Annotated in this window: 27 protein-coding genes and 1 tRNA gene; 24 read left to right on the top strand and 4 right to left on the bottom strand. The window is 59.5% G+C overall.

The window, feature by feature from the left end:
* Positions 1–39 precede the first annotated feature (39 nt).
* Positions 40–843 (top strand): class II glutamine amidotransferase, encoded by an 804-nt coding sequence (locus ACJ8PL_RS00125; RefSeq protein ID WP_004930222.1) that lies wholly within the window; start codon positions 40–42, stop codon positions 841–843.
* Here ACJ8PL_RS00125 and dpaA read toward each other — a convergent pair.
* Complete coding sequence (gene dpaA, locus ACJ8PL_RS00130; RefSeq protein ID WP_004930225.1) at positions 778–1,548, bottom strand: peptidoglycan meso-diaminopimelic acid protein amidase; 771 nt, start codon at positions 1,546–1,548, stop codon at positions 778–780. The two genes, ACJ8PL_RS00125 and dpaA, sit on opposite strands and share 66 nt — an antisense overlap.
* A 554-nt stretch (positions 1,549–2,102) precedes the next feature.
* Here dpaA and ACJ8PL_RS00135 point away from each other — a divergent pair.
* From ACJ8PL_RS00135 to nqrM, 8 genes are read left to right on the top strand one after another with little or no spacing between them, the layout of a single operon-like run.
* Positions 2,103–3,452: a Na(+)-translocating NADH-quinone reductase subunit A gene (locus tag ACJ8PL_RS00135; protein ID WP_028128252.1), complete on the top strand. Its 1,350-nt coding sequence runs from the start codon at positions 2,103–2,105 to the stop codon at positions 3,450–3,452.
* A gap of 3 nt (positions 3,453–3,455) precedes the next feature.
* A complete protein-coding gene (locus ACJ8PL_RS00140; protein ID WP_016928991.1) occupies positions 3,456–4,697 on the top strand; it encodes an NADH:ubiquinone reductase (Na(+)-transporting) subunit B in 1,242 nt (413 codons plus the stop codon).
* The gene (locus tag ACJ8PL_RS00145) at positions 4,687–5,481 is read left to right on the top strand and encodes a Na(+)-translocating NADH-quinone reductase subunit C (protein WP_016928990.1); all 795 of its coding nucleotides are present in this window, start codon (positions 4,687–4,689) and stop codon (positions 5,479–5,481) included. Before ACJ8PL_RS00140 ends, ACJ8PL_RS00145 begins: the two co-directional genes overlap by 11 nt.
* The gene (locus tag ACJ8PL_RS00150) at positions 5,474–6,103 is read left to right on the top strand and encodes an NADH:ubiquinone reductase (Na(+)-transporting) subunit D (protein ID WP_004930232.1); all 630 of its coding nucleotides are present in this window, start codon (positions 5,474–5,476) and stop codon (positions 6,101–6,103) included. Before ACJ8PL_RS00145 ends, ACJ8PL_RS00150 begins: the two co-directional genes overlap by 8 nt.
* Positions 6,104–6,109: 6 nt before the next feature.
* The gene (gene nqrE, locus ACJ8PL_RS00155) at positions 6,110–6,706 is read left to right on the top strand and encodes an NADH:ubiquinone reductase (Na(+)-transporting) subunit E (RefSeq protein WP_004930235.1); all 597 of its coding nucleotides are present in this window, start codon (positions 6,110–6,112) and stop codon (positions 6,704–6,706) included.
* 15 nt (positions 6,707–6,721) lie between these two features.
* Complete coding sequence (gene nqrF / locus ACJ8PL_RS00160) at positions 6,722–7,945, top strand: NADH:ubiquinone reductase (Na(+)-transporting) subunit F (protein WP_028127828.1); 1,224 nt, start codon at positions 6,722–6,724, stop codon at positions 7,943–7,945.
* Positions 7,929–8,978 (top strand): FAD:protein FMN transferase, encoded by a 1,050-nt coding sequence (locus ACJ8PL_RS00165; RefSeq protein WP_117287619.1) that lies wholly within the window; start codon positions 7,929–7,931, stop codon positions 8,976–8,978. Before nqrF ends, ACJ8PL_RS00165 begins: the two co-directional genes overlap by 17 nt.
* 7 nt (positions 8,979–8,985) lie before the next feature.
* Positions 8,986–9,213 (top strand): (Na+)-NQR maturation NqrM, encoded by a 228-nt coding sequence (gene nqrM / locus ACJ8PL_RS00170; protein ID WP_016928987.1) that lies wholly within the window; start codon positions 8,986–8,988, stop codon positions 9,211–9,213.
* Positions 9,214–9,245: 32 nt separating this feature from the next.
* Here the strand turns inward: nqrM and ACJ8PL_RS00175 are convergent, their stop codons facing one another.
* Positions 9,246–9,467 carry a hypothetical protein gene (locus ACJ8PL_RS00175; protein WP_016928986.1) on the bottom strand — a complete coding sequence of 74 codons (222 nt, stop codon included), beginning with the start codon at positions 9,465–9,467 and terminating at the stop codon, positions 9,246–9,248.
* Between the two features lie 216 nt (positions 9,468–9,683).
* Between ACJ8PL_RS00175 and ACJ8PL_RS00180 the strand changes: the two genes are divergently transcribed.
* Together ACJ8PL_RS00180 and ACJ8PL_RS00185 are read left to right on the top strand one after the other, a co-directional pair.
* Entirely contained in the window at positions 9,684–10,217 is a 534-nt protein-coding gene (locus tag ACJ8PL_RS00180) for a hypothetical protein (protein WP_016928984.1), read from the top strand.
* Positions 10,218–10,221: 4 nt separating this feature from the next.
* Complete coding sequence (locus tag ACJ8PL_RS00185; RefSeq protein WP_117287617.1) at positions 10,222–10,641, top strand: putative T6SS immunity periplasmic lipoprotein; 420 nt, start codon at positions 10,222–10,224, stop codon at positions 10,639–10,641.
* A 65-nt stretch (positions 10,642–10,706) separates the two neighbouring features.
* Here ACJ8PL_RS00185 and ACJ8PL_RS00190 read toward each other — a convergent pair whose 3' ends face one another.
* The gene (locus tag ACJ8PL_RS00190; protein WP_240293890.1) at positions 10,707–11,603 is read right to left on the bottom strand and encodes a glycerophosphodiester phosphodiesterase family protein; all 897 of its coding nucleotides are present in this window, start codon (positions 11,601–11,603) and stop codon (positions 10,707–10,709) included.
* A gap of 183 nt (positions 11,604–11,786) precedes the next feature.
* Here ACJ8PL_RS00190 and dinB point away from each other — a divergent pair, with 183 nt between their 5' ends.
* Complete coding sequence (dinB, locus tag ACJ8PL_RS00195) at positions 11,787–12,848, top strand: DNA polymerase IV (RefSeq protein ID WP_016928981.1); 1,062 nt, start codon at positions 11,787–11,789, stop codon at positions 12,846–12,848.
* Positions 12,849–12,890: 42 nt separating this feature from the next.
* On the opposite strand, the gene pepD is transcribed toward dinB, so the two are convergent.
* The gene (pepD, locus tag ACJ8PL_RS00200) at positions 12,891–14,351 is read right to left on the bottom strand and encodes a beta-Ala-His dipeptidase (RefSeq protein WP_117287615.1); all 1,461 of its coding nucleotides are present in this window, start codon (positions 14,349–14,351) and stop codon (positions 12,891–12,893) included.
* A gap of 339 nt (positions 14,352–14,690) precedes the next feature.
* On the opposite strand from pepD, the gene gpt reads away from it, so the two are divergent.
* The 12 genes from gpt (at position 14,691) to ACJ8PL_RS00260 (ending at position 23,620) form a co-directional block, all read left to right on the top strand.
* A complete protein-coding gene (gpt, locus tag ACJ8PL_RS00205; RefSeq protein ID WP_004930253.1) occupies positions 14,691–15,149 on the top strand; it encodes a xanthine phosphoribosyltransferase in 459 nt (152 codons plus the stop codon).
* A 141-nt stretch (positions 15,150–15,290) separates the two neighbouring features.
* A complete protein-coding gene (frsA, locus tag ACJ8PL_RS00210) occupies positions 15,291–16,538 on the top strand; it encodes an esterase FrsA (RefSeq protein WP_016928979.1) in 1,248 nt (415 codons plus the stop codon).
* Positions 16,539–16,598: 60 nt separating this feature from the next.
* Positions 16,599–17,000 carry a sigma factor-binding protein Crl gene (gene crl / locus ACJ8PL_RS00215; RefSeq protein ID WP_004930258.1) on the top strand — a complete coding sequence of 134 codons (402 nt, stop codon included), beginning with the start codon at positions 16,599–16,601 and terminating at the stop codon, positions 16,998–17,000.
* Positions 17,001–17,239: 239 nt separating this feature from the next.
* Positions 17,240–18,343 (top strand): glutamate 5-kinase, encoded by a 1,104-nt coding sequence (gene proB, locus ACJ8PL_RS00220; RefSeq protein ID WP_015376738.1) that lies wholly within the window; start codon positions 17,240–17,242, stop codon positions 18,341–18,343.
* Positions 18,344–18,352: 9 nt separating this feature from the next.
* Complete coding sequence (proA, locus tag ACJ8PL_RS00225; protein WP_016928977.1) at positions 18,353–19,606, top strand: glutamate-5-semialdehyde dehydrogenase; 1,254 nt, start codon at positions 18,353–18,355, stop codon at positions 19,604–19,606.
* 190 nt (positions 19,607–19,796) lie between these two features.
* Positions 19,797–19,872, top strand: a tRNA-Thr gene (locus ACJ8PL_RS00230).
* A gap of 162 nt (positions 19,873–20,034) precedes the next feature.
* Positions 20,035–21,225, top strand: coding sequence for a tyrosine-type recombinase/integrase (locus ACJ8PL_RS00235; protein ID WP_033634086.1), 1,191 nt, complete (start codon positions 20,035–20,037; stop codon positions 21,223–21,225).
* A 746-nt stretch (positions 21,226–21,971) separates the two neighbouring features.
* A complete protein-coding gene (locus tag ACJ8PL_RS00240; RefSeq protein ID WP_265526707.1) occupies positions 21,972–22,235 on the top strand; it encodes a helix-turn-helix transcriptional regulator in 264 nt (87 codons plus the stop codon).
* Positions 22,232–22,477, top strand: a complete 246-nt coding sequence (locus ACJ8PL_RS00245) for a hypothetical protein (RefSeq protein WP_265526709.1) — start codon at positions 22,232–22,234, stop codon at positions 22,475–22,477. The genes ACJ8PL_RS00240 and ACJ8PL_RS00245 overlap by 4 nt, the downstream gene beginning before the upstream one ends.
* Positions 22,478–22,482: 5 nt before the next feature.
* Complete coding sequence (locus ACJ8PL_RS00250; protein WP_380692660.1) at positions 22,483–23,028, top strand: host cell division inhibitor Icd-like protein; 546 nt, start codon at positions 22,483–22,485, stop codon at positions 23,026–23,028.
* A complete protein-coding gene (locus ACJ8PL_RS00255; protein WP_015376194.1) occupies positions 23,025–23,288 on the top strand; it encodes a hypothetical protein in 264 nt (87 codons plus the stop codon). Before ACJ8PL_RS00250 ends, ACJ8PL_RS00255 begins: the two co-directional genes overlap by 4 nt.
* The gene (locus tag ACJ8PL_RS00260; RefSeq protein ID WP_043147841.1) at positions 23,285–23,620 is read left to right on the top strand and encodes a DUF5375 family protein; all 336 of its coding nucleotides are present in this window, start codon (positions 23,285–23,287) and stop codon (positions 23,618–23,620) included. Before ACJ8PL_RS00255 ends, ACJ8PL_RS00260 begins: the two co-directional genes overlap by 4 nt.
* The last annotated feature ends 5 nt before the right edge of the window (positions 23,621–23,625 follow it).

Below are 23,625 nucleotides of genomic sequence, written 5' to 3' on the forward strand. Positions count from 1 at the left end.
CCGCACAGTCTGTGTCAGTGTGGTTAAGGAGTGCTGGCGATGTGTGAACTGCTCGGGATGAGCGCAAACGTACCGACCGATATCTGCTTCAGCTTTACCGGCCTGGTACAGCGCGGCGGCCGCACCGGGCCGCATAAGGATGGCTGGGGCATTACCTTCTATGAAGGGAACGGCTGCCGCACATTCAAGGATCCGCAGCCGAGCTTCAACTCGCCGATCGCCCGCCTGGTGCAGGACTACCCGATCAAGTCTTGCGCGGTGGTGTCCCATATTCGCCAGGCCAACCGCGGCGAAGTGGCGTTGGAAAACACCCATCCGTTCACCCGCGAACTGTGGGGCCGCAACTGGACCTACGCGCACAACGGCCAATTGAAAGGCTATCGTCAGTTGGATACCGGCACGTTCCGCCCGGTCGGCCAGACTGACAGCGAATATGCCTTCTGCTGGCTGCTGCACCAGCTGGCGCTGAAATATCCGCGCACCCCGAGCCAGTGGCCGGCGGTATTCCGCTACATTGGCCTGTTGGCGAGCCAACTGCGCAAGAAAGGGGTATTCAATATGCTGTTGTCGGACGGGCGCTTCGTGATGGCGTATTGCTCCACCAACCTGTATTGGATTACGCGCCGCGCGCCGTTCGGCAAGGCGACGCTGCTTGATCAGGACGTGGAGATTGATTTTCAGCAACAGACCACACCGAACGATGTGGTCACGGTGATCGCCACCCAACCGCTGACCGCTAACGAAACCTGGCACAAGATTGAGCCAGGCGAGTTCGCGTTATTTCACTTCGGTGAGCGGCTTGTTCTGAGCGAAGGGGTTGGTGTTGGGCGTCGGGCTGGCTGACGCGTACTGCGTCATCATGCCGCCGCTGCTCATCAGCGGTTGACCCAAGACGTACTGGCCATTGACCACGCCCATTGTCGGCGGTTGGCGGTTCTTCGCGAAGTAATCATAGCCCGGCTTCAGCTGGCGCCAGAAGGCGATATAGCTGGATGACGCATGGCGTTTCAGGTTCTGTTCGGTCATGCGGAACGGGTAGATGCTGATGTCGACGCGGCTTTGGCCATAGGCGAAGGCGGCTTCGACGTAGCGATAGATCTCATCCATATAGGTGTTGGTCATCGCGTAACAGCCGATCGATTTACATTCGCCGTGGATCATCAGATAAGCGCCGGAATAGCCCTGCGACTTATCGTAATCGTTAGGGAAACCGATATTGATCGCCCGATAATACTTGCTGTCGGGTTTCAGATGGCGCGCGTCAACGCTATAAAAGCCTTCAGGACTTTTAAAGTCGCCTTCACGACGTTTAGGACCCAGCCCGCCGGAGAAATTACAGATCGGGAACGTGTTGACCAGGCGGAATTCATTGCCCATTCTGGCATACAATTCCAGCTTGCGTTCCTCTTTGAAGATCTGAATATAGACCGGCGAACCCAATAATTGCTGTTTAACTACCGGCGCTTCGGGTACCTGCTCGCTGGCGCTGCAGGCCGTGATCATCGGCATAGAAACAAGCATCGCAAACAACAGCGCGATTTTGCTCATTATAATTCCTGCTTATATTTATCTGCCGGCGTAATCAACCTGGCCAGCATGCCACTGATTATTGTTTTTACTGCTGCAAAACACCGCCAGATTACCAGCGCGTTTATTTTTAGCAATACGTGATATGTATAAAAAAACGACAAAGCTCGATAAAAGTGAAATGACCGGCAGATTTTAACGATAAGTAGTGAAAAACAGGCGAAATTTAATTGCGTTTGCTTGACCCAAGTCACGACGGAACGCAGAACAATGTTGCGAACAATGTTAATATTCTCTCTTCAATTTAACGCGCGGTGGCGATTGAAGCGGCGGGGGTTATGGCATATAACCCGGCCGTTTCGGTGGTTATTTGGCTACAGGCCGTTAACACATCGATTGTCACGCAAATAACGGAGAGGGGGGAATCAAGGGAATGCGCGTTACCCCATATATTCACTGCGAGAAAGTTCATGTTGGGCGTGCCGTCGTGCGCACTGCCCGGCAATCCTGGCATCGTCCGCACCCGCCTCTGGGGCCGGGCAGACGTGTAAACCAAACTACATCGTATAAATCCTATGATTAAGATCAGAAAAGGGTTAGATCTGCCGATAGCCGGGGTTCCGGTTCAGGCGATCCAAGATGGCCCGAACATTCAGCATGTCGCCCTGCTTGGGGAAGAGTATGTCGGAATGCGCCCCTCCATGCTGGTGCAGGAAGGCGATACCGTTAAGAAAGGCCAGGCGTTGTTCGAAGATAAGAAAAACCCCGGGGTTTTCTTCACGGCACCCGCCAGCGGCCGCATCGCCGCGATTAACCGCGGCGAGCGGCGCGTATTGCAATCGGTGGTGATTGCGCTGGAAAACGGCGGCGACGATCAGCTCGAGTTTGCGCACTACCCGCTGGGTGAACTGAGCCAGCTGCCGCGTGAACAGGTCGAAAGCGAACTGATCGCCAGCGGCCTGTGGACCGCGCTGCGCACCCGTCCGTTCAGCAAAACGCCGAGCCCCGGCAGCGAGCCGCGCGCCATTTTCGTCACCGCGATGGATACCCAGCCGTTGGCCGCCGACCCGCAGGTGATCATCGCCGAACAGCAGGCGGCGTTTAACGCCGGGCTGGTGGTGTTGGCGCGCCTAACGGCGGGCAAGGTACACGTATGCCACGCCGCCGGCGCCTCGGTTGGGCAGCAAAGCGGCTCGCAGATCGCCTACAGCGAATTCGCCGGCCCGCATCCCGCCGGGCTGGCGGGCACCCACATTCATTTCCTTGAACCGGTCAGCCTGAAGAAAATCGTTTGGCACATCGGTTACCAGGATGTCATCGCCATCGGCACGCTGTTCACCACCGGCAAGCTCGATACCCGCCGTGTGGTGGCGCTGGCCGGGCCGCAGGTGGCGCAGCCGGCGCTGCTACGCACCCGCCTGGGGGCCAGCCTCGATGAGCTGACCGCCGGCCGCCTGAAAGGCGGCGAGAATCGGGTGATCTCCGGTTCGGTGCTGAACGGCATGCACGCCGCCGGGCCGAACGCCTGGCTCGGCCGCTTCCACTCGCAGGTGTCGGTGTTGGAGGAAGGGCGCGACAAAGAGCTGTTCGGTTGGATCGTGCCCTCGCCGAACAAATTCTCCATTACCCGCACCACGCTGGGCCACTTCCTGAAGAACAAACTGTTCGCTTTCTCAACCACCACTAACGGCGGCGAGCGCGCCATGGTGCCGATCGGCAACTATGAGCGGGTGATGCCGCTGGATATTTTGCCGACGCTGCTGCTGCGCGATTTGCTGGCGGGCGACAGCGACAGCGCGCAAGCGCTGGGCTGCCTGGAACTGGATGAGGAAGATCTGGCGCTGTGCACCTTCGTTTGCCCCGGCAAGTATGAGTACGCGCCGGTGCTGCGCGAGGTGCTGACCAAGATTGAGCAGGAAGGATAACCGATGGGCCTGAAGAATTATTTCGAGAAGATAGAGCATCACTTCACGCCGGGCGGCAAACTGGAAAAGTGGTACCCGCTGTATGAAGCGACCACTACGGTATTTTACACCCCCGGCACGGTGACGCGCGGCGCTTCGCACGTGCGCGACGCCATCGATTTGAAACGCATGATGATCCTGGTGTGGCTGGCGGTGTTCCCGGCGATGTTCTGGGGCATGTACAACGTCGGCCAGCAGGCAATCCCGGCGCTGCACCATCTGTACAGCGGCGACGCGCTGCAACAGGTGCTGGCGGGCGACTGGCATTATCGCCTGGCGCAGTGGCTCGGCGCCTCGCTGGCGGCCGACGCCGGCTGGGTCAGCAAGATGGTGCTGGGCGCCTGTTACTTCCTGCCGATCTACGCCGTGGTGTTCGTCGTCGGCGGCTTCTGGGAAGTGCTGTTCGCCATTATCCGCAAGCATGAGGTCAACGAAGGCTTCTTCGTCACGTCCATCCTGTTCGCGCTGATCGTGCCGCCGACCCTGCCGCTGTGGCAGGCCGCGCTGGGCATCACCTTCGGCGTGGTGGTGGCCAAAGAGATCTTCGGCGGCACCGGGCGCAACTTCCTCAACCCGGCGCTGGCCGGCCGCGCCTTCCTGTTCTTCGCCTACCCGGCGCAGATCTCCGGCGATTTGGTGTGGACCTCCGCGGACGGTTTCTCCGGCGCGACGCCGCTGGCGCAGTGGAGCGCGGGCGGGGCGCACAGCCTGAGCAACGTGGCCACCGGCCAGTCCATCAGCTGGCTGGACGCTTTCCTCGGCAACATTCCCGGCTCGATCGGTGAGGTGTCCACGCTGATGATCCTGATCGGCGGGGCGATTATCCTGTTCGGCCGCGTGGCCTCCTGGCGCATCGTCGCCGGCGTAATGCTCGGCATGGTGGCTTCCGCCCTGTTGTTCAACGCCATCGGTTCGGACACCAACCCGATGTTCGCCATGCCGTGGTACTGGCATCTGGTGCTGGGCGGCTTCGCTTTCGGCATGATCTTTATGGCGACCGACCCGGTTTCCGCCTCCTTCACCAATAAGGGGAAATGGTGGTACGGCATTCTGATTGGCGTGATGTGCGTGCTGATTAGGGTAGTCAACCCCGCCTATCCGGAAGGCATGATGCTGGCGATCCTGTTCGCCAACCTGTTCGCGCCGCTGTTCGATTACCTGGTGGTGCAGGCCAACATCAAGCGGAGAAAAGCCCGTGGCGAATGAAGCGAAAAACGACGGCATCGGTAAAACGCTGCTGGTAGTGCTGCTGCTGTGTCTGGTGTGTTCAGTGGTGGTGGCGGGCTCCGCCGTCGGCCTGAAGTCCAAACAGCAGGAGCAAAAGCTGCTCGACAAGCAGCGCAATATTCTCGACGTAGCCGGCCTGTTGCAGCCGAAAATGGAGAGCGAGCAGGTCAAGCGCCTGTACAGCGAGCGCATCGAACCGCGCCTGGTGGATCTGAACAGCGGCGAGTTTGTCGCCGGCAAGGCGGCGGCGTTCGATCTGGGCGCCGCGCTGCGCGACGACGCCAAAAGCGTGGCGCTGGCGGCGGGCGACGATCCGGCCGGCATCAAGCGCCGCAGCAACCTGGCAGAAATCTACCTGGTGCGCGATGAAAGCGGCCAGGTGAACAAGATTGTGCTGCCGGTATACGGCACCGGTCTGTGGTCGATGATGTACGCCTTCGTGGCGCTGGATAATGACGGCAACACGGTCAAGGGCATCACCTACTACGACCAGGGGGAAACCCCGGGGCTGGGCGGGGAGGTCGAGAACCCGTCCTGGCGCCAGCAGTGGGTCGGCAAGCAGCTGTTCGACGACAATGGCCAGCCGGCGATCCGCGTGGTGAAAGGCGGCGCGCGTCAGGGGGATGTGCATGGTGTGGACGGCCTGTCCGGCGCCACGCTGACCTCCAACGGCGTACAGCATACGTTTGATTTCTGGTTGGGCGAGCACGGCTTCGGCCCGTTCCTGAAAAAAGTTCGTGAAGGAGCGCTGAAAAATGGCTGATTCCAAAGAGATAAAGCGGGTCCTGCTGGGGCCGCTGTTCGACAATAACCCGATCGCCCTGCAGGTGCTGGGCGTCTGTTCGGCGCTGGCGGTGACCACCAAGCTGGAGACGGCGGTGGTGATGACCATTGCGGTGACGCTGGTGACCGCGTTCTCCAGCTTCTTCATCTCGCTGATCCGTCATCATATTCCCAACAGCGTGCGCATCATCGTGCAGATGGCGATCATCGCCTCGCTGGTGATCGTGGTCGATCAGCTGCTGCGCGCTTATGCGTTCGAGATCTCCAAGCAGCTGTCGGTGTTCGTCGGCCTGATCATCACCAACTGCATCGTGATGGGGCGCGCCGAGGCCTACGCCATGAAGTCGCCGCCGATCGAGAGCTTTATGGACGGCATCGGCAACGGGCTGGGTTACGGGGTGATCCTGGTGCTGGTCGGTTTCCTGCGCGAGCTGATCGGCTCCGGCAAGCTGTTCGGCGTGCCGGTGCTGGAAACGGTGCAGAACGGCGGCTGGTATCAGCCGAACGGCCTGTTCCTGCTGGCGCCGAGCGCGTTCTTCATCATCGGCCTGCTGATCTGGGTGCTGCGCACCCTGAAGCCGGCGCAGATCGAAAAGGAGTAAAGGCCGATGGAACACTATATCAGCCTGTTTGTGCGCGCGGTGTTCGTTGAGAACATGGCGCTGGCGTTCTTCCTCGGGATGTGTACCTTCCTGGCGGTGTCGAAGAAGGTCTCGACCGCCTTTGGCCTGGGCATCGCGGTGACCATCGTGCTCGGCATTTCGGTGCCGGTGAACAACCTGGTCTACAACCTGATCCTGCGCGACGGCGCGCTGGTGGAAGGCGTCGATCTGAGCTTCCTCAACTTCATCACCTTCATCGGCGTGATTGCGGCGCTGGTGCAGATTCTGGAGATGATCCTCGATCGTTTCTTCCCGTCGCTGTATAACGCGCTCGGCATCTTCCTGCCGCTCATCACCGTGAACTGCGCCATCTTCGGCGGCGTGTCCTTCATGGTGCAGCGCGACTACAACTTCGCCGAATCGGTGGTGTACGGCTTTGGTTCCGGCACCGGCTGGATGCTGGCGATCGTCGCCATGGCGGGGATCCGCGAAAAACTCAAGTATGCCAACGTGCCGGCAGGGCTGCGCGGCCTGGGCATTACCTTTATCACCACCGGACTGATGGCGCTGGGCTTCATGTCCTTCTCCGGTGTTCAGTTGTAAAGGCGGGAAGAATTTATGGAAATTATTTTAGGCGTAGCAATGTTCACCGCCATCGTGATGGTGCTGGTGTTGCTGATCCTGTTCGCCAAGTCGAAGCTGGTGAATACCGGCGACATCGCGGTGGAAATCAACGGCGATCTGGATAAGAGCTTCCATGCGCCGGCGGGCGACAAGCTGCTCAACATGCTCTCCAGCCAGGGGATTTTCGTCTCCTCGGCCTGTGGCGGCGGCGGTTCCTGCGGCCAGTGCCGGGTGGTGATCAAAGAGGGCGGCGGCGATATCCTGCCGACCGAGCTCTCGCACATCAACAAGCGCGAAGCGAAAGAGGGTTGTCGCCTGGCGTGCCAGGTGAACGTGAAGCAGAACCTGAAGATCGAACTGCCGGAAGAGATCTTCGGCGTGAAGAAATGGGAGTGCGAGGTTATCTCCAACGATAACAAAGCGACCTTTATCAAAGAGCTGAAGCTGAAGATCCCCGATGGCGAAGACGTGCCGTTCCGCGCGGGCGGCTTCATCCAGATCGAAGCGCCGGCGCACGACATCAGCTATGCCGACTTCGACGTGCCGCAGGAGTATCGCGGCGACTGGGACAAGTTCAACCTGTTCCGCTACCGCTCGACGGTGAACGACACCACGGTGCGCGCCTACTCGATGGCCAACTACCCGGAAGAAAAGGGCATCATCATGCTCAACGTGCGTATCGCCACGCCGCCGCCGAACAATCCGGACGTGCCGCCGGGCATCATGTCTTCCTATATCTGGTCGCTGAAGCCGGGCGACAAGGTGACCATCTCCGGGCCGTTCGGCGAGTTCTTCGCCAAGGACACCGACGCCGAAATGATCTTCATCGGCGGCGGCGCAGGCATGGCGCCGATGCGCTCGCACATCTTCGATCAGCTCAAGCGTCTGAACTCGAAGCGCAAGATCACTTTCTGGTACGGCGCGCGTTCGCTGCGCGAGATGTTCTATGAAGACGATTTCAACCAGCTGCAGGCGGAGAACGAAAACTTCACCTGGCACGTGGCGCTGTCGGATCCGCAGCCGGAAGATAACTGGACCGGCTACACCGGCTTTATCCATAATGTTCTGCTGGAGAACTACCTGAAGAACCACCCGGCGCCGGAAGACTGCGAGTTTTACATGTGCGGGCCGCCGATGATGAACGCCGCGGTGATCAAGATGCTCAAAGATCTGGGCGTCGAAGACGAAAACATCATGCTGGATGACTTTGGTGGCTAAATTGCGCGCATTGGCGACGAAGAACTGGCTGGCGGGCGTGGCGCTGAGCGCCACCCTGCTGCTGACCGGCTGCGGGCCGGAACAGGTGGATCTGACGGGTAAAACCATGGGCACCTCGTATTCGATCCGTTACGTGGCCGGCGACAATACGCCGTCGGCGCGCGAGATGCAGGCGGAGATCGACAAACGGCTGGAACAGGTGAACGATCAGATGTCCACCTACCGGCCGGATTCCGAGCTCAGCCGCTTCAACGCCAGCCGCGACATTGACCGGCCGTTCCCGGTTTCGCCGGCCACCGCCGAAGTGGTGCGCGAAGCGCTGCGCATCAATCGCGTCACCGATGGCGCGCTGGACGTGACCGTCGGGCCGCTGGTCAACCTGTGGGGCTTCGGCCCGGAAGGGCGGCCGGATAAGGTGCCGAGCGAGGCGGAGCTGGCGCACCGCCGCGCCTGGACCGGCGCCGACAAACTGGCGGTGCAGGGCAGCGCGCTGGTGAAAAGCATCCCCGAGCTGTACGTCGATCTGTCGTCGATCGCCAAAGGATATGGCGTGGACGTGGTGGCGGAATATCTGCAGTCCCGGCATGTGAAGAACTACATGGTGGATATCGGCGGCGAGGTGCGCACGCGCGGGCATAACGGCGAGCAAAAGCCGTGGCGCATCGCCATCGAGCGCCCGACCACCGGCGCGCAGCAGCAGGCGCAGCTGGTGATCCAACCGGGGGAGATGTCGATCGCCACCTCGGGTGACTATCGCAACTACTTCGAGCAGGACGGGGTGCGCTATTCGCACACCATCGATCCGATCACCGGGCGCCCGATCCATCATCGGCTGGTGTCGATCACCGTGCTGAGCCCGACCTGCATGACCGCCGACGGCCTGTCCACCGGCCTGAACGTGATGGGGCCGGAGCGCGGCATGGCGCTGGCCAACCTGCTCGGCATTCCGGTGTTCATGATCGTGAAAACCGCCGACGGGTTTGAGGAGCGTTATTCAGACGCGTTCAAGCCCTATCTGAAAAAGCGTTCGTGAGGTTGCTATGTTGACGGTATTCGCCGCTACTTTCGTGTTGTTCCTGCTGATCGTCGGCGGCATGTCGCTGGGCTATGTGTTCAAACGCAAAAGCCTGCAGGGCAGCTGCGGCGGCATCACCGCGCTGGGCATGGAGAAAGTCTGCGACTGCCCGGAGCCGTGCGATGCGCGCAAAAAGCGCGAAGCCAAAGCGGCGCAGCGGCGCGAGCAGTTGGAAAAGCACCGCATTCTGTAGCGAAGTGAAAGCCCGGCCCTGGCCGGGTTTTTTTATTTGGGGGAGTTATTTGATTTTGAATAGGCCAGGTTGCCGAGTACACCGTCCATGAAACAGCATAACACTAGGTCAATCGCCAGCAACTCGAAGTTAGCCGACATCTGATCCTCGCCCTCAACGTGGCCAATAATCCAGTCTGAGAGAAAGGGAAAAGCCAGGAGCATGAGGCCGATACCTATTATCGCACCGGCAATAATTGCTGCTATTCGTTTCATATCACCTGCCAGAACCAGACTTCTTTTGATTTAACGAAATCGCTAAAACGCCCATCGTAATCTTTAATCTTGCTCAGGATTAAATCGTAAGGTTGATACATCTCTCATTTTAGAATTATTCGAATATTCCTGATATTTATCATTAGGTTAGCTTGTTGACTTGATTGGTTAAAATGTCGTCTCATTAGGTTTCTTTTGGATTTAGGGAGTTCCAGGATGGGACAACAACAAGAAGGGATAAAACGGGGGTTAACGGTGGGTGAAATTAATTTGGCCCGTTCCGTGTTTGGCAGGTCAGTTTTCTATGAAAAAGTGTTTGTTCACTGCGATAGCTATCTGCCGTTTGGGCTGCAAGCCAACAGAACGGCGATGGCACCCAACGGAGAAGTCTGGTTTAGACAAGCCTTATATAAGGCTGATTTTTCCACGGCCGCTGCAGGTTTCCAGCATGTATTTATCCACGAAATGAGCCATGTCTGGCAGCACCAAAAAGGCATGTGGGTGAGAACCCGAGGGTTATTGAGTTGGGCTGCTGAATACAAATATCGACTCGATGGTAAACAGCTGTTGCATAACTACTCCATGGAACAGCAGGCTTCAATCATCGCTGATTATTGGTTCCTGAAGAAGTATGGTTACACTATCTGGCTGGGTGCGATTAACAATGGCGTGAATTTTCAGGGCGTAACGGATAAAACGATCGCCAGAAAATACGAATATGCGCTTTCTCAGTTTCTTAAGCAGAGGTAACAGGATGAACCGCATTATTTTGGCTGGAACGCTAATTTTGTTGCTCGTCGGCTGCATGCACATGAACGATCCGAGGCCAAAAAACTACGCGGCCAACGTCACTGTCGTTGATAACCACGTTTGTGTGCGGGTTCAACCTGAAGGGGACGAACGCTTGGCCGGCGTCATTATCGAAGAAATCGGCAACGCCAATGCTATCTTCGGCAAGCACTTCGCGGATAACGAGATGCCTGCGGTCACCGCGGCTACGTGCATTCCCGACGATAACTATAAATTCGAAGGCGGGAAGTCTTACGGGATATCGGTGACGCTGTTGTCGCGGGATAAACGAAGTAAAGGTCTTGAGCCTGCCGCCCGGCTATTCGGTGCTGGGTTTAGTGTTCGCTATGAAAATAGCACCATCCAGGTGGTTCCTGCTCGCTAACGGATATTGAAAGCCATACGGGCATAAGGCGGGATGACGAACCGCCTTATGCCGTAACCGGTGATTTATTTCGCCTTGCGGAAACTTTTCGCCTCGGCCGGCGAGTTGACCATCACGCCGTCGGCGCCCAGCGCCAGCGCCTGCTGATACGCCTGCGGCGTGTTGACGCCGAACAGAATGATCTGCGCCGGGCCCTGCGAGCGGAAACAATCCATCGACTCTTTATCCCAGGTCAGAAACGCCTTCGACCGCCCTTCGCCGAGGGTGTACTTCTCCACCACTTCCACCTCGCGCTTCAGCTCCAGCCCGTACCAGCGCGGCTGCCGGTTGTCCGGTTTGACATCGCACTGGTGCGCCATGGTGACGTTGGCCAGCAGCGTGCGGGTTTCGTCGCGGCTTTCGAAGCGCGGGATGGCCGGCGGCAGCGCCTGCAGGTATTTGGCGTCGGTAGAGTAGACGCGGGTGCGATTCAGGCTGTCGGTGCTTTCCAGCGTCGCCAGCAGCGCCTGGCCAAACTGCGCCGGATCGGCATCCGGGGATTTGATGTCCAGATAGAAAGTCACGCGCGGAAAGGCCTTCAACACCTCATCCAGCCGCGGAATGCCGATGCCCTGGCCGCGGAACGGATGCGCATCGCCTTTGGCGAACGCCCAGCCGGCATCGGTCTCGGCCAACTGCGCGGCAGTATAGGCAGAAACCGGGCCCTGCCGGTTGGTCAGCGCCTTCAGATCCGAGGGGCGATACAGCACGATGACGCCGTCTTTGGATGCTTGCAGGGTGATCCAGATGGCGTCGGCGCCGTTTTTCAGCGCGGTTTCGATGGCGATGCGGGTATTCTCCGGCGCATCGGCGGTGCCGCCGCGATGGGCGACGATCGCCGGCGCGTGACCGGCGGCGGCGCTGGCCGCCAGCGCGCTCAGCGACAGTGCGGAAGCCAGCAGCCAATGAGAAAATCTGATCATGTAGAGTACCTTGTCGTTATCGTTGTGGTGAGCCGCACGGGATGGCGGAAATCATACTATTGAAAAATTAAGCTTTTTTAACAACGCGGAAATATCTGGCGGAAACGGCGCTTTCATCGAAGCCTGCGGCCTTGAGCTTTCGGTATCTGACTGTATACTTATACAGTGTTACTGGAGGGTGCGATGCGTAAAATCATTCATGTCGATATGGACTGCTTCTTCGCGGCGGTGGAAATGCGCGACGATCCCAGCCTGCGCGATATCCCGCTGGCGATTGGCGGCAGCGCCGATCGGCGCGGGGTGATCAGCACCGCCAACTACCCGGCGCGGCGCTACGGCGTGCATAGCGCCATGTCCACGGCGATGGCGCTCAAGCTGTGTCCGCATCTCACCCTGCTGCCGGGGCGCATGGCGGCCTACAAAGAGGCTTCGCAACACATCCGTGAAATCTTCGCCCGCTACACCCCGTTGATCGAGCCGCTGTCGCTCGATGAAGCCTATCTCGACGTGACCGACAGCCCACAATGCAACGGTTCGGCGACGCTGATCGCCCAGGAGATCCGTCAGGCGATCGCCGACGAGCTGAACCTCACCGCGTCGGCCGGCATCGCGCCAATCAAGTTTCTCGCTAAAATCGCCTCCGAGATGAACAAGCCGAACGGGCAATACGTGATCACGCCGGCGCAGGTACCGGCGTTTTTGCAGCAGCTGCCGCTCAGCAAGATCCCCGGCGTCGGCAAGGTGACCGCCAAGCGGCTGGAAGAGGTGGGGCTCATCACCTGCGCTGACGTGCAGCAATACGATTTGGCGCAGTTGCTCAAGCGTTTCGGCAAGTTCGGCCGGGTGCTGTGGGAGCGGTGTCAGGGCATCGATCGGCGCGAAATCTCGGCGGAGCGGCTGCGTAAATCGGTGGGGGTGGAGCGCACGTTGGCGGAAGACATTCACGATTGGGAAGACTGCGAAACGCTGATTATCGACAAACTCTACCCCGAGCTGGAGATGCGGCTGCGCAAGGTGAAGCCGGATCTGCACATCGCCCGGCAAGGCGTGAAGCTGAAGTTTCAGGATTTTCAGCAAACCACTCAGGAGCACGTGTTCCCGGTGCTGAACCGGCAGGATTTGCTGGAGGTGGCGCGGCAGGCGTGGCGCGAGCGGCGAGAAGGGCGCGGCGTGCGGCTGGTGGGGCTGCATGTGACGCTGCTCGATCCGCAGCTGGAGCGGCAGTTGGCGCTACCTTGGGAATAAAAAAGCCGGCGAGTCGCCGGCTTTTTGCGTTAAGCGCGCAGATTACGCGCGTTCAGGGATCGCTTTCAGCAACGAGGTCAGCAGCTTCCAGTACAGACCGACGCTTTCGATATGCACCTGCTCATCCGGCGAGTGCGGGCCGGTGATGGTTGGCCCGATCGATACCATGTCCATGTTTGGATACGGCTTTTTGAACAGACCGCATTCCAGGCCGGCGTGGATCACCATGATGTTCGGCGTCTTGTTGAACAGATCCTGATACAGCTCGCGCACCAGGTGCATCACCGGCGAGTCGGCGTCCGGCTGCCAGCCCGGGTAGCCGCCCTTCGGCGCCACCTTGGCGCCGGCCAGCTGGCCCAGCGCGGTCAGCATCTCGACCACGTAGTCTTTGCCGCTGTCGATCAGGGAGCGGATCAGGCAGATGATTTCCGCTTCGTTTTCGCTGGTGGTGACCACCCCGACGTTCAGCGAGGTTTCCACCACGCCTTTGACCGCGTCGCTCATGCGGATCACGCCGTTCGGCGTGCCGTTCAGCAGCGCCAGGAAGCGTTGCTGGCTGTCGGCGCTCAGCGCCTGCGAAGCGCTGGTGGCCGGCTCCAGCAGCACGGTGATGTTCTTCTCTTTGGCAGAGAGTTCGTTCTGCAGCACGGCCAGGAACTCCTGGCTCAGCGCTTTCAGCGCGTCGGCTTTGTCCGCCGGCACCGCTACCACCGCGGAGGCTTCACGCGGGATGGCGTTGCGCAGAGTGCCGCCGTTCAGGTCCAGCACGCGCAGGTTCAGCGCCGCCGCATGGGCGAACAGGAAACGCGCCAGCAGTTTGTTGGCGTTGCCCAGCCCTACGTGGATCTCGGCGCCGGAATGGCCGCCTTTCAGGCCCTTGAGGGTCAGCTTCAGGGTTTGGTAACCGGCCGGCACCGCTTCGCGCTGCAGCGGCAGGGTGGTGATGAAGTCGATGCCGCCGGCGCAACCCATGTAGATTTCGCCTTCTTCTTCGGAATCGGTATTGATCAGGATGTCCGCCTGCAGCCAGTTCGGCTGCAGCCCGAAGGCGCCGTCCATGCCGGCTTCTTCGGTCATGGTCAGCAGCACTTCCAGCGGGCCGTGCTCAACGCTGTCGTCGGCCAGCACCGCCAGGGCGGAGGCCATGCCGATGCCGTTGTCGGCGCCCAGCGTGGTGCCGCGCGCTTTCACCCACTCGCCGGCGATATAAGGCTGGATCGGATCCTTGGCGAAGTCGTGCACGGTGTCGTTATTCTTTTGCGGCACCATGTCCAGGTGCGCCTGCAGCGCGACCGGCTTGCGGTTTTCCATGCCTTTGGTGGCCGGCTTGCGCAGCAGGATATTGCCGACCCGATCGCGCTCAGCGTGCAGGTTCTTTTCTTTGGCCCAGGTGAGGATGTGCTGCGCCAGCGCTTCTTCATGATAAGAAGGGTGCGGGATAGAACAGATCTTGGCGAAAATATCCCACAGCGGCTGTGGCGAAAGCTGAGACAATTCAGACACTATAAGTCTCCTGTGACGGCAGGCTCCGACAGGACGGGCGTGCCGCGCGGTTAAGGTGAGCGGGTATCTGTGCGTCGTGGCACGATCGTCAGAGAATATCACTTTATTTCCGGCGGTGCGCCCCCCGTATTGTGCGGTTTAAGCGCTTGATCACACGGCTTCGCGGCGGGAACGCTCGCTTTTTCAGCATCAATCACCGAAAAGCCGCCCGGCGAAAATCGCGAGGTTTTCCTCGGTACAGCTGGAATTCAACGCGGCCAGTCTCTATAATCTCGCGCAACCTTTTTTCCCCTGAACTATAAAGTAAGCCGCTTCACCAACCGGCTGGGACACGATTCTATGAGCGAAAAATACGTTGTTACCTGGGATATGCTGCAAATACATGCACGCAAGCTGGCGCACCGCCTGCTGCCTGCCGACAAATGGACCGGCATCATTGCCGTCAGCCGCGGCGGCCTGGTGCCGGCGGGCCTGCTGGCGCGCGAGCTGGGCATCCGCTATGTGGATACCGTCTGCATTTCCAGCTATGACCATGACAACCAGCGCGAAATGAAAGTGCTCAAGCGCGCCGAAGGCGACGGTGAAGGCTTCATCGTGGTGGACGATCTGGTGGATACCGGCGGCACCGCAAAAGCGATTCGCGACATGTACCCGAAAGCGCATTTCGTCACCATCTTCGCCAAGCCGGCGGGCCGTCCGCTGGTGGACGACTACGTGATCGACATCCCGCAGGACACCTGGATTGAGCAGCCGTGGGACATGGGCGTCAGCTTCGTTCCCCCTATCGGCGGTCGCTAAGCCCAGCCAGTTCCAAGTCAACGCCCGGTTATGCCGGGCGTTTGCGTTATCTTGGTTTATCCCGCCAGAGTTAGGTACACTACCTCCAGTTAAGTAGGCCTGTTGCGGCCTATCGCCAGATTTACGGAGGCTGTTGTTACCATGGCACAGGCCAACCTTTCTGAAATTCTTTTCAAGCCCAAATTCAAACACCCTGAAACCTCGACGCTGGTGCTGCGCGCGCGCAACAAAGTGAGCGCCGCCATGCATTCCGCATTGGAAGGCGACACCACCGGCAGCTGGTACCGCATGCTGAATCCGCTGCTGTGGGCCTGGCGCGGCGTCAGCCCGATCGAAATCCACGAAGTGCTGGCGCGCATCGCCGCCTCGGACGCCGAGCGCAGCAATCCGCAGCGGCTGGATACCGTGGTGGGCTACCGCAACGGCAACTGGATCTACGAGTGGATCCATCAGGGCATGCAGTGGCAGCAGCGGGCGACGGAGCAGCAGGATCCGCTGCTCGGCGGCGAGTACTGGCTGAAGGCCGCGAGCCTGTACAGCATCGCCGGCTACCCGCATCTGAAGGGCGACGAGTTGGCTGAACAGGCAGAGATGCTCGCCAACCGCGCTTATGAAGAGGCGGCGCTGCTGTTGCCGTATCAGTTGAAAGAGCTGGAGTTCCGCATCGAAGGCGGCGGTTGCGTCACCGGTTTCCTGCACATGCCCGAGAAGGGCGAAGCGCCGTTCCCGACGGTGCTGATGTGCGGCAGTCTCGATACGCTGCAGACTGACTATCATCGCCTGTTCCGCGACTACCTGGCGCCGCACGGCATCGCCATGCTGACGCTCGACATGCCGTCGATAGGTTCCTCCTGCAAATGGAAGCTGACGCAGGACTCCAGCTACCTGCACCAACAAGTGTTGATCCAGCTGGCCTCGGTGCCGTGGGTGGATCATCAGCGGGTGAGCGCCTTCGGCTTCCGCTTCGGTGCCAACGTGGCGGTGCGGCTGGCCTATCTGGAGCCGCAGCGGCTGCGCGGCGTGGCCTGCCTGGGGCCGGTGGTGCATCGCCTGCTGTGCGACAGCAGCACCCAGCTGAACGTGCCGGACATGTATATGGACGTGCTGGCCAGCCGCATGGGCATGGCCAATGCTTCAGACAACGTGCTGAAAGTGGAGTTGAACAGCTACTCGCTGAAAATGCAGGGGTTGCTGGGGCGCCGTTGCCCGACGCCGATGATCTCCGGCTACTGGGAGCGCGATACGCTTAGCCCGAAAGAAGAGTCGCAGCTGATCGTCACTTCCTCGGTGAGCGGCAAGCTGGTCGCCATCCCGCGCACCCCGGTTTACGACAGCTTCCACCGGGCGTTGCTGCAGATGTCCGGTTGGCTGAGGGACAAAATGCGTTAATTAGTTGCTAAATTTTAACAGTTTGTTAAAAAGAGTGGTCTACATTGAGGAGGTTAGAGAATGACGTTACCGAGTGGTCACCCTAAAAGCCGACTAATGAAACGTTTTGCCAGCTTGGGGCCGTACCTGCGTGAAGGGCAATGTGAAAACGACCGTTTTTTCTTTGATTGTTTGGCCGTCTGCGTCAATGTAAAGCCCGCTCCGGAGAAGCGTGAGTTCTGGGGCTGGTGGATGGAGCTGCAGGCGGAAGAGGCGCGCTTCACCTATTCGTACCAATTCGGCCTGTTCGACAAGGAAGGCGACTGGACGGCGCAAAACATTAAGGATGATGAAGTGAACGCCAAGCTGGAAGACACCCTGCGCGACTTCCATCGCCGCCTCGGCGAGCTGCTGGCGACCATGGAGCTGGGGCTGGAACCCGCCGATGATTTCAAAGAAAAACTGATCAAACTCTCCGCCTGACCCCGTTTGACCACGTATTGTGCTGATTTCGCGTTGTGCCTGTTGGCATAACGCGTCTCTCCTGTTACAAAGACCTTTGCACTCTTATTCTCATCATACCCTATAGCTTTCGAGTTGCGGCTAGGCGGCAAGCGCAGGAATCCCCAGGAGCTTACTGAGGTAAGTGACTGGGGTGAGTGCGTGCAGCCAACAACGCTGCAGCTTGAAAGATGACGGGTATATTACACGGCAGAAATACTATGAACGGCAGCCAGACATTGGTTGTGAAATTGGGCACCAGCGTGTTGACCGGCGGATCGCTGCGTCTGAACCGCGCCCACATCGTCGAATTGGTGCGCCAGTGCGCGCAGCAACACGCCGCGGGCCACCGCATCGTCATCGTCACCTCCGGCGCCATCGCCGCCGGGCGCGAACACCTGGGCTACCCCGAGCTGCCCGCCACCATCGCCTCCAAGCAGCTGCTGGCGGCGGTGGGGCAGAGCCGGCTGATCCAGCTGTGGGAACAGCTGTTCTCCATTTACGGCATCCACGTCGGGCAGATGCTGCTGACGCGCGCCGATCTGGAAGACCGCGAGCGCTTCCTCAACGCGCGCGACACCATGACGGCGCTGCTGGACAACCGCATCGTGCCGGTAATCAATGAGAACGACGCCGTCGCCACCGCCGAAATCAAGGTGGGCGACAACGATAACCTGTCGGCGCTGGCGGCCATTCTGGCCGGGGCCGACAAACTGCTGCTGCTGACCGATCAGCAGGGCCTCTACACCGCCGATCCGCGCAACAACCCGCAGGCCGAACTGATCCGTGAGGTGCACGGCATCGACGACGCGCTGCGCGCCATCGCCGGCGACAGCGTCTCCGGTCTGGGCACCGGCGGCATGGGCACCAAGCTGCAGGCGGCCGACGTGGCCTGCCGCGCCGGCATCGACGTGGTGATCGCCGCCGGCAGCAAGCCGGGCGTGGTGGCGGACGTGATCGAAGGCAAACCGGTGGGCACCCGATTCCACGCGCTGGAAACTCCGCTGGAAAATCGCAAGCGCTGGATCTTCGGCGCGCCGCCGGCCGGTGAGATCACCGTCGACGACGGCGCGGTGGAAGCGATGATGGCGCGCGGCAGCTCGCTGTTGCCGAAGGGTATCCGCGAAGTGAAGGGCGATTTCTCGCGCGGCGAAGTGATCCGCATCCGCAACCTGGCGGGGCGCGATCTGGCGCACGGCGTCAGCCGCTATAACAGCGATGCGATGCGCATGATCGCCGGGCACCACTCGCAGGAAATCAGCGAGATCCTCGGTTACGAATACGGTCCGGTGGCAGTGCACCGCGACGATATGATTGTCAGTTAAGGAGTGAGCATGCTGGAGCAGATGGGGAAGGCCGCCAAGCAGGCCTCCTGGCAGCTGGCGGTGCTGAGCACGGCGAAGAAGAATCAGGTGCTGTCGGTGATGGCCGACATGCTGGAAGCCAACAGTGAAGCGATCCTGCTGGCGAACGAACAAGACATGGCGCAGGCGCGCGCCACCGGCATGAGCGAAGCGCTGCTCGATCGCCTGCTGTTGACCCCGGCGCGGCTGGCGGCGATCGCCAACGACGTGCGCCAGGTGTGCCGCCTGAACGATCCGGTCGGCCATGTGCTGGACGGCAACCTGCTGGACAGCGGGCTGAAGCTGGAGCGCCGCCGGGTGCCGCTCGGCGTGATCGGCGTGATTTACGAGGCGCGGCCGAACGTCACCATTGACGTCGCCAGCCTGTGCCTGAAAACCGGCAACGCGGTGATCCTGCGCGGCGGTAAAGAGACGCATAATACCAACCAGGCAACGGTGAAAGTGATCCAGCAGGCGCTGGAACAGTGCGGCCTGCCGGCGGCGGCGGTGCAGGCGATCGACAGCCCGGATCGCGCGCTGGTGAACGAACTGCTGCGCCTGGATCGCTATGTCGACATGCTGATCCCGCGCGGCGGCGCCGGCCTGCACAAGCTGTGCCGCGAGCAATCGACCATCCCGGTGATCACCGGCGGCATCGGCGTGTGCCATACCTACGTGGATGCCGACGTCGATTTCGACAAGGCGCTGACGGTGATTGAAAACGCCAAGATCCAGCGCCCAAGCGCCTGTAACTCGCTGGAGACGCTGCTGGTGAACCGCAGCATCGCCGCCGAGTTCCTGCCGGCGCTGAGCGCCAAAATGGCGGCGGCGGGCGTGACGCTGCACGCGGCGGAAAACGCGCTGCCGCTGCTGCAGGGCGGCCCGGCGACGGTGGTGCCGGTGAACGCGGAGGATTACGACGACGAATGGCTGTCGCTGGATCTGAACGTGCTGCTGGTGGACGATATCGATCAGGCCATCGATCACATCCGCACCCACGGCACTAACCATTCCGACGCGATCCTCACCCGTTCGCTCAGCAGCGCCGAGCACTTCGTGCGCGCGGTGGACTCCTCGGCGGTGTACGTCAACGCCAGCACTCGTTTCACCGACGGCGGCCAGTTCGGCCTGGGCGCAGAAGTGGCGGTGAGCACCCAGAAACTGCACGCCCGCGGCCCGATGGGCCTGGACGCGTTGACCACCTACAAGTGGATCGGCTACGGCGACGATCTGGTGCGCAGCTAAGGCCGCATTGCGGTCATAAAGAGGTCAGGGCGCAGCATGCTGCGCCCTGATTGTTTTTGGAAAAGAGGGTCTGCACGACAGTCTGGTTGCTTGCAAAACAACCAAACGCCCCGGCGGCTATTGACTCATTTCGCGCGCAGGTCTACCTTGTTCAACGCACTTCCGGCTTGCCCCGCAGGCCCGGCTCGATGCCGATATAGCTCAGTTGGTAGAGCAGCGCATTCGTAATGCGAAGGTCGTAGGTTCGACTCCTATTATCGGCACCATCCTCTCTTCCTGTAACGTCCGTAATCATCCAAAAATACATTAAATAACAATGCATTGATTGGGTTTTCTGTCCGTGATTGTCCGGCGCCGTCCTGTGGAATCCAATATCAGGTGTGTGTAGAATTGCGTGTACTTCTGTTCGGTCTTGAATTTCTATACACATGCGACTTAATAACTTACAAATCCGGAATGCTAAACCCACCCCTAAACCTTACACGTTGAGTGATGGGTTGGGCTTATCCCTTTTGGTTGAACCCAATGGCAGCAAGAGCTGGCGCTTTCGTTATCGCTTTGCCGGTAAGCCCAAGATGATTTCATTCGGCGTCTATCCTGCCGTTTCGTTGGCCGATGCTCGGTCAAAGCGCGATGAATCCAGAAAGTTAGTTGCTGAGGGGCAGAACCCCAGCACAGTTCGTAAAGAGAAAAAGCTGGCGCAGCTATACGGGAATGCAAACACCTTTGAAGCGATCGCGAAGGAGTGGCATCAGTCCAAATTGGCGACGTGGTCAGCAGGGTATGCGGCCGATATCATGGACGCGTTCAACATTGATATTTTCCCCTATCTGGGACAGCATCCCATTTCGGCGATAAAGCCGCTTGAGCTACTCACAGTGCTTCGCAAAATTGAGGCGCGTGGGGCGCTTGAGAAAATGCGTAAGGTCAGACAGCGCTGCGGTGAGGTCTTCCGATATGCCACGGCAACCGGGCGGGCGGAGTTCAACCCAGCCGCCGATCTCTCCAGCGTTTTGATTAGCCCAAAATCTACTCATTATCCTTTTTTATCCGTTGACGAAATCCCCGATTTTCTTGCGGCGCTGGAGATGCACTCCGGCAGTCGGTTGGTACAGCTGGCGACGAAGTTACTGATGTTGACCGGAGTCAGGGGGATTGAGCTGCGCATGGCGCAATGGCATGAGTTTGATCTGGATAACGCGCTTTGGGAAATTCCGCAGGAGCGCATGAAAATGCGCCGGGATCATCTCGTGCCGTTATCGACGCAGGCGGCGGCCATCCTGAATGAACTGAGAACCTATACGGGCAACTATCGCTATGTTTTCCCGGGCCGTAATGACGTCAACAAGCCGATGAGCGAAGCGAGTATCAACCAGCTCCTTAAGCGTATCGGCTATCACGGTCGACTCACCGGCCACGGCTTCAGGCACATGATGTCCACGATTTTGCATGAGCAGGACTTCAATACAGCCTGGATAGAGATGCAGCTCGCCCACGTGGACAAGAACGCCATTCGCGGCACTTACAACCATGCTCAGTACCTTGAGAAGCGTCGTGACATGTTGCAGTGGTACGCCGATTTTATCGCGGGCCTTGCTCGCCAGTCTCACAGCCAATAAAGCGTTAAAACCCCCTGGCGCGCAATGCTACCCCCGCCACGCCTGCGCGCTTTATATGTCGCTTTTCATGCACCTGCATGATGGGCCGCAGGCCTTGCCTGTACTGGCGCTGTGGGGGATAAAGATTGCATCTTCCCGCATGCAAAATCATGCACCCTATGCATGCACACGCAATTTGATACCCGCTAGCCAGAGAAAAAGCTCTTTTTTGATGACGGGGCGTGAGGGGGTTACGCCTGGCGTTGTCGTGCGTTACTCAATGACATGGCCGAGGACCGTTGCTGAAGCTGGGGGAGATGTACCTAGCGCTGACGATAATCACATCAGAGTGTTTTTAGTTTTATTACTCACTCTTCATACTGTTCACCAAAATAAAAAATATAGATAAATCAGTAGGTAGTGGGGTGAAGAGTAGCGACCGTATCCGTTCACCTGGTGTTCATGCCTGTTCACCGGCTCTCGCGAGGCCTTTTCCCTGGCTAGCGATGTTTGGCGGTTTTTCCCTATTAATCAACCGCCCATTCATCGCTCAGGCTTTTCGGCCGGTTTGCCAACAACGGTCAATAAATGCCAATAAAGGCCAATATCGGCCAACGTTGTCCACTTGATTGAAAAACAAGCATAAAATCTGTTCCACCACACAACAACGCCTTGTTGCCACCCCAGTAAATATTCACATAATAGGGCGCTACCGAAGTTCACACAGTCCCGGCCAGCGTTGGCCGGACACAAAGAGGTAGCGTTTTATGTTGACCGTTTCCACCCCCACTCCATCCACCCCGTCGCCGGTTATTCCTGGCAGTTACACCCCGCGCGAGCGCTTTATCCGCCTGCCGGAAGTGCTCTACACCACCGGCCTGTCCCGCTCCACCGTCTACGAGATGATGAACCGCCGGCAGTTCCCGGCCCAGGTCTCCCTCGGCGGTAAAAATGTCGCCTGGCTGGCCTCCGAGGTCGAGCAGTGGATGGATGAACGCATCGCCAACCGTCACCAGGGGGGCGCCGCATGATGCAGTTAACCTTGGGTCGCCAGCACTTTACCCTGAGCGACAACGACGCACTGTTTATCGCGGAAGCTATCCTGTTGCAGCGTAAAGAGCCTGGCGTCGTCTTGCCGGAACACCGCAGTGAAAAACACGGCGTTATTCGTCTGGCGAGTCGCCAGGCCGAGCCGCGCCTGTTCCGTACCGGGCCGGTGCCGCTGACCTGCGCGGCGGCCGATACCCGCAACGACCCGCTTACCGACTGTTGATCACTATGCGATCGATTGAACGTCCGGGGGCGTCTTACGGCTTGCCCTCACGTCCGGCCCTGCGCTATAGTCCTCCGGCTGCCGCAAAATCGGCAGCCGGGCGTAGGAACCCGTGTTACTTCAAGGCGACACAACACGCGCCAGGCGTGTTTTTTTATGTCGTGGCCTTTGTGCGCTCATTTTTTGCGCGGTGGATGTTATGCTATCGCAGCAGTCAATCAATGGTGGCTCAGGCGGGGCAGCCTTCGGGCTGGCCGGTTCCCTTGAAGGCCGGTATTCCTACCCCCGTCTGGGCTACCACCCATAAGTGTAGGAACTTCGGTGGTAGCAATAACCTTTACTTCAAGGAGGCTGCCACCATGGCTACGACCCTCACCCCGACTCACCCGACATTCTGCTTTCTGTTCGCGGCCGTACGCCGTTCTGCTCTGACGGCTTCGCCCCGTATGGTGCGCACCGTGGCGGATAGCGAACGCAATGCCCGCCGCGTGCTGGCCCGTGATTACGTGTTGTCCTTTGCCGGTCGTCTGCCGGTTAAGGCGGCAGCATGAACACCCTGGCCGACCGTTACTACCGTGACACCCATTACCCTATTCCGCACGCCGATTTTCTGCGTCTTCAGCATGCGCACGCCACCGGCGTGCTGTTCCTCGACCTGCTGGACACCCTCGACCTCGGCGGGCAGCGCCCCGATGCCACGCAACAGGCGTCGTTTGCTTCGGTCATTGCTTTGCTGACCGACCAGCTCGGCCACGTCGTCAACACCTGTGAAACCCAGATTCTTGCCCGCATGGAGGCCACCGCCGCATGAACACTGCATCCTGTTTACCGATTGAAGTCCGTACCGCCGTTTTCCGCCGCGCCGTGGCGCAAGCCTATCTGGACACCTGCGCCTTTTACCGGGTGAGCCTGGGGTACACGCTGGACGAGCTGCAGATGACGATTGCCCTGCGTCTGGAAGGGCACTTTGTGCGTCAGTACGGCGCAGAAGACGGCATGGATATGGCGTGCACCATGCTGAGCGATATGGTGCAGCCGGACGTTCTGGTGGCTGCGCCGCGCCTGACCGCGCTCGGGCAAAAGATGATGGACGAGCTGTGCTGTGAGCGCCTGTCGGCATCGCAGAACGCCACCGTACACTGAGGAGA

The sequence above is a fragment of the Serratia sp. CY83965 genome, from assembly GCF_052166375.1.
Lineage (GTDB): Bacteria > Pseudomonadota > Gammaproteobacteria > Enterobacterales > Enterobacteriaceae > Serratia > Serratia marcescens.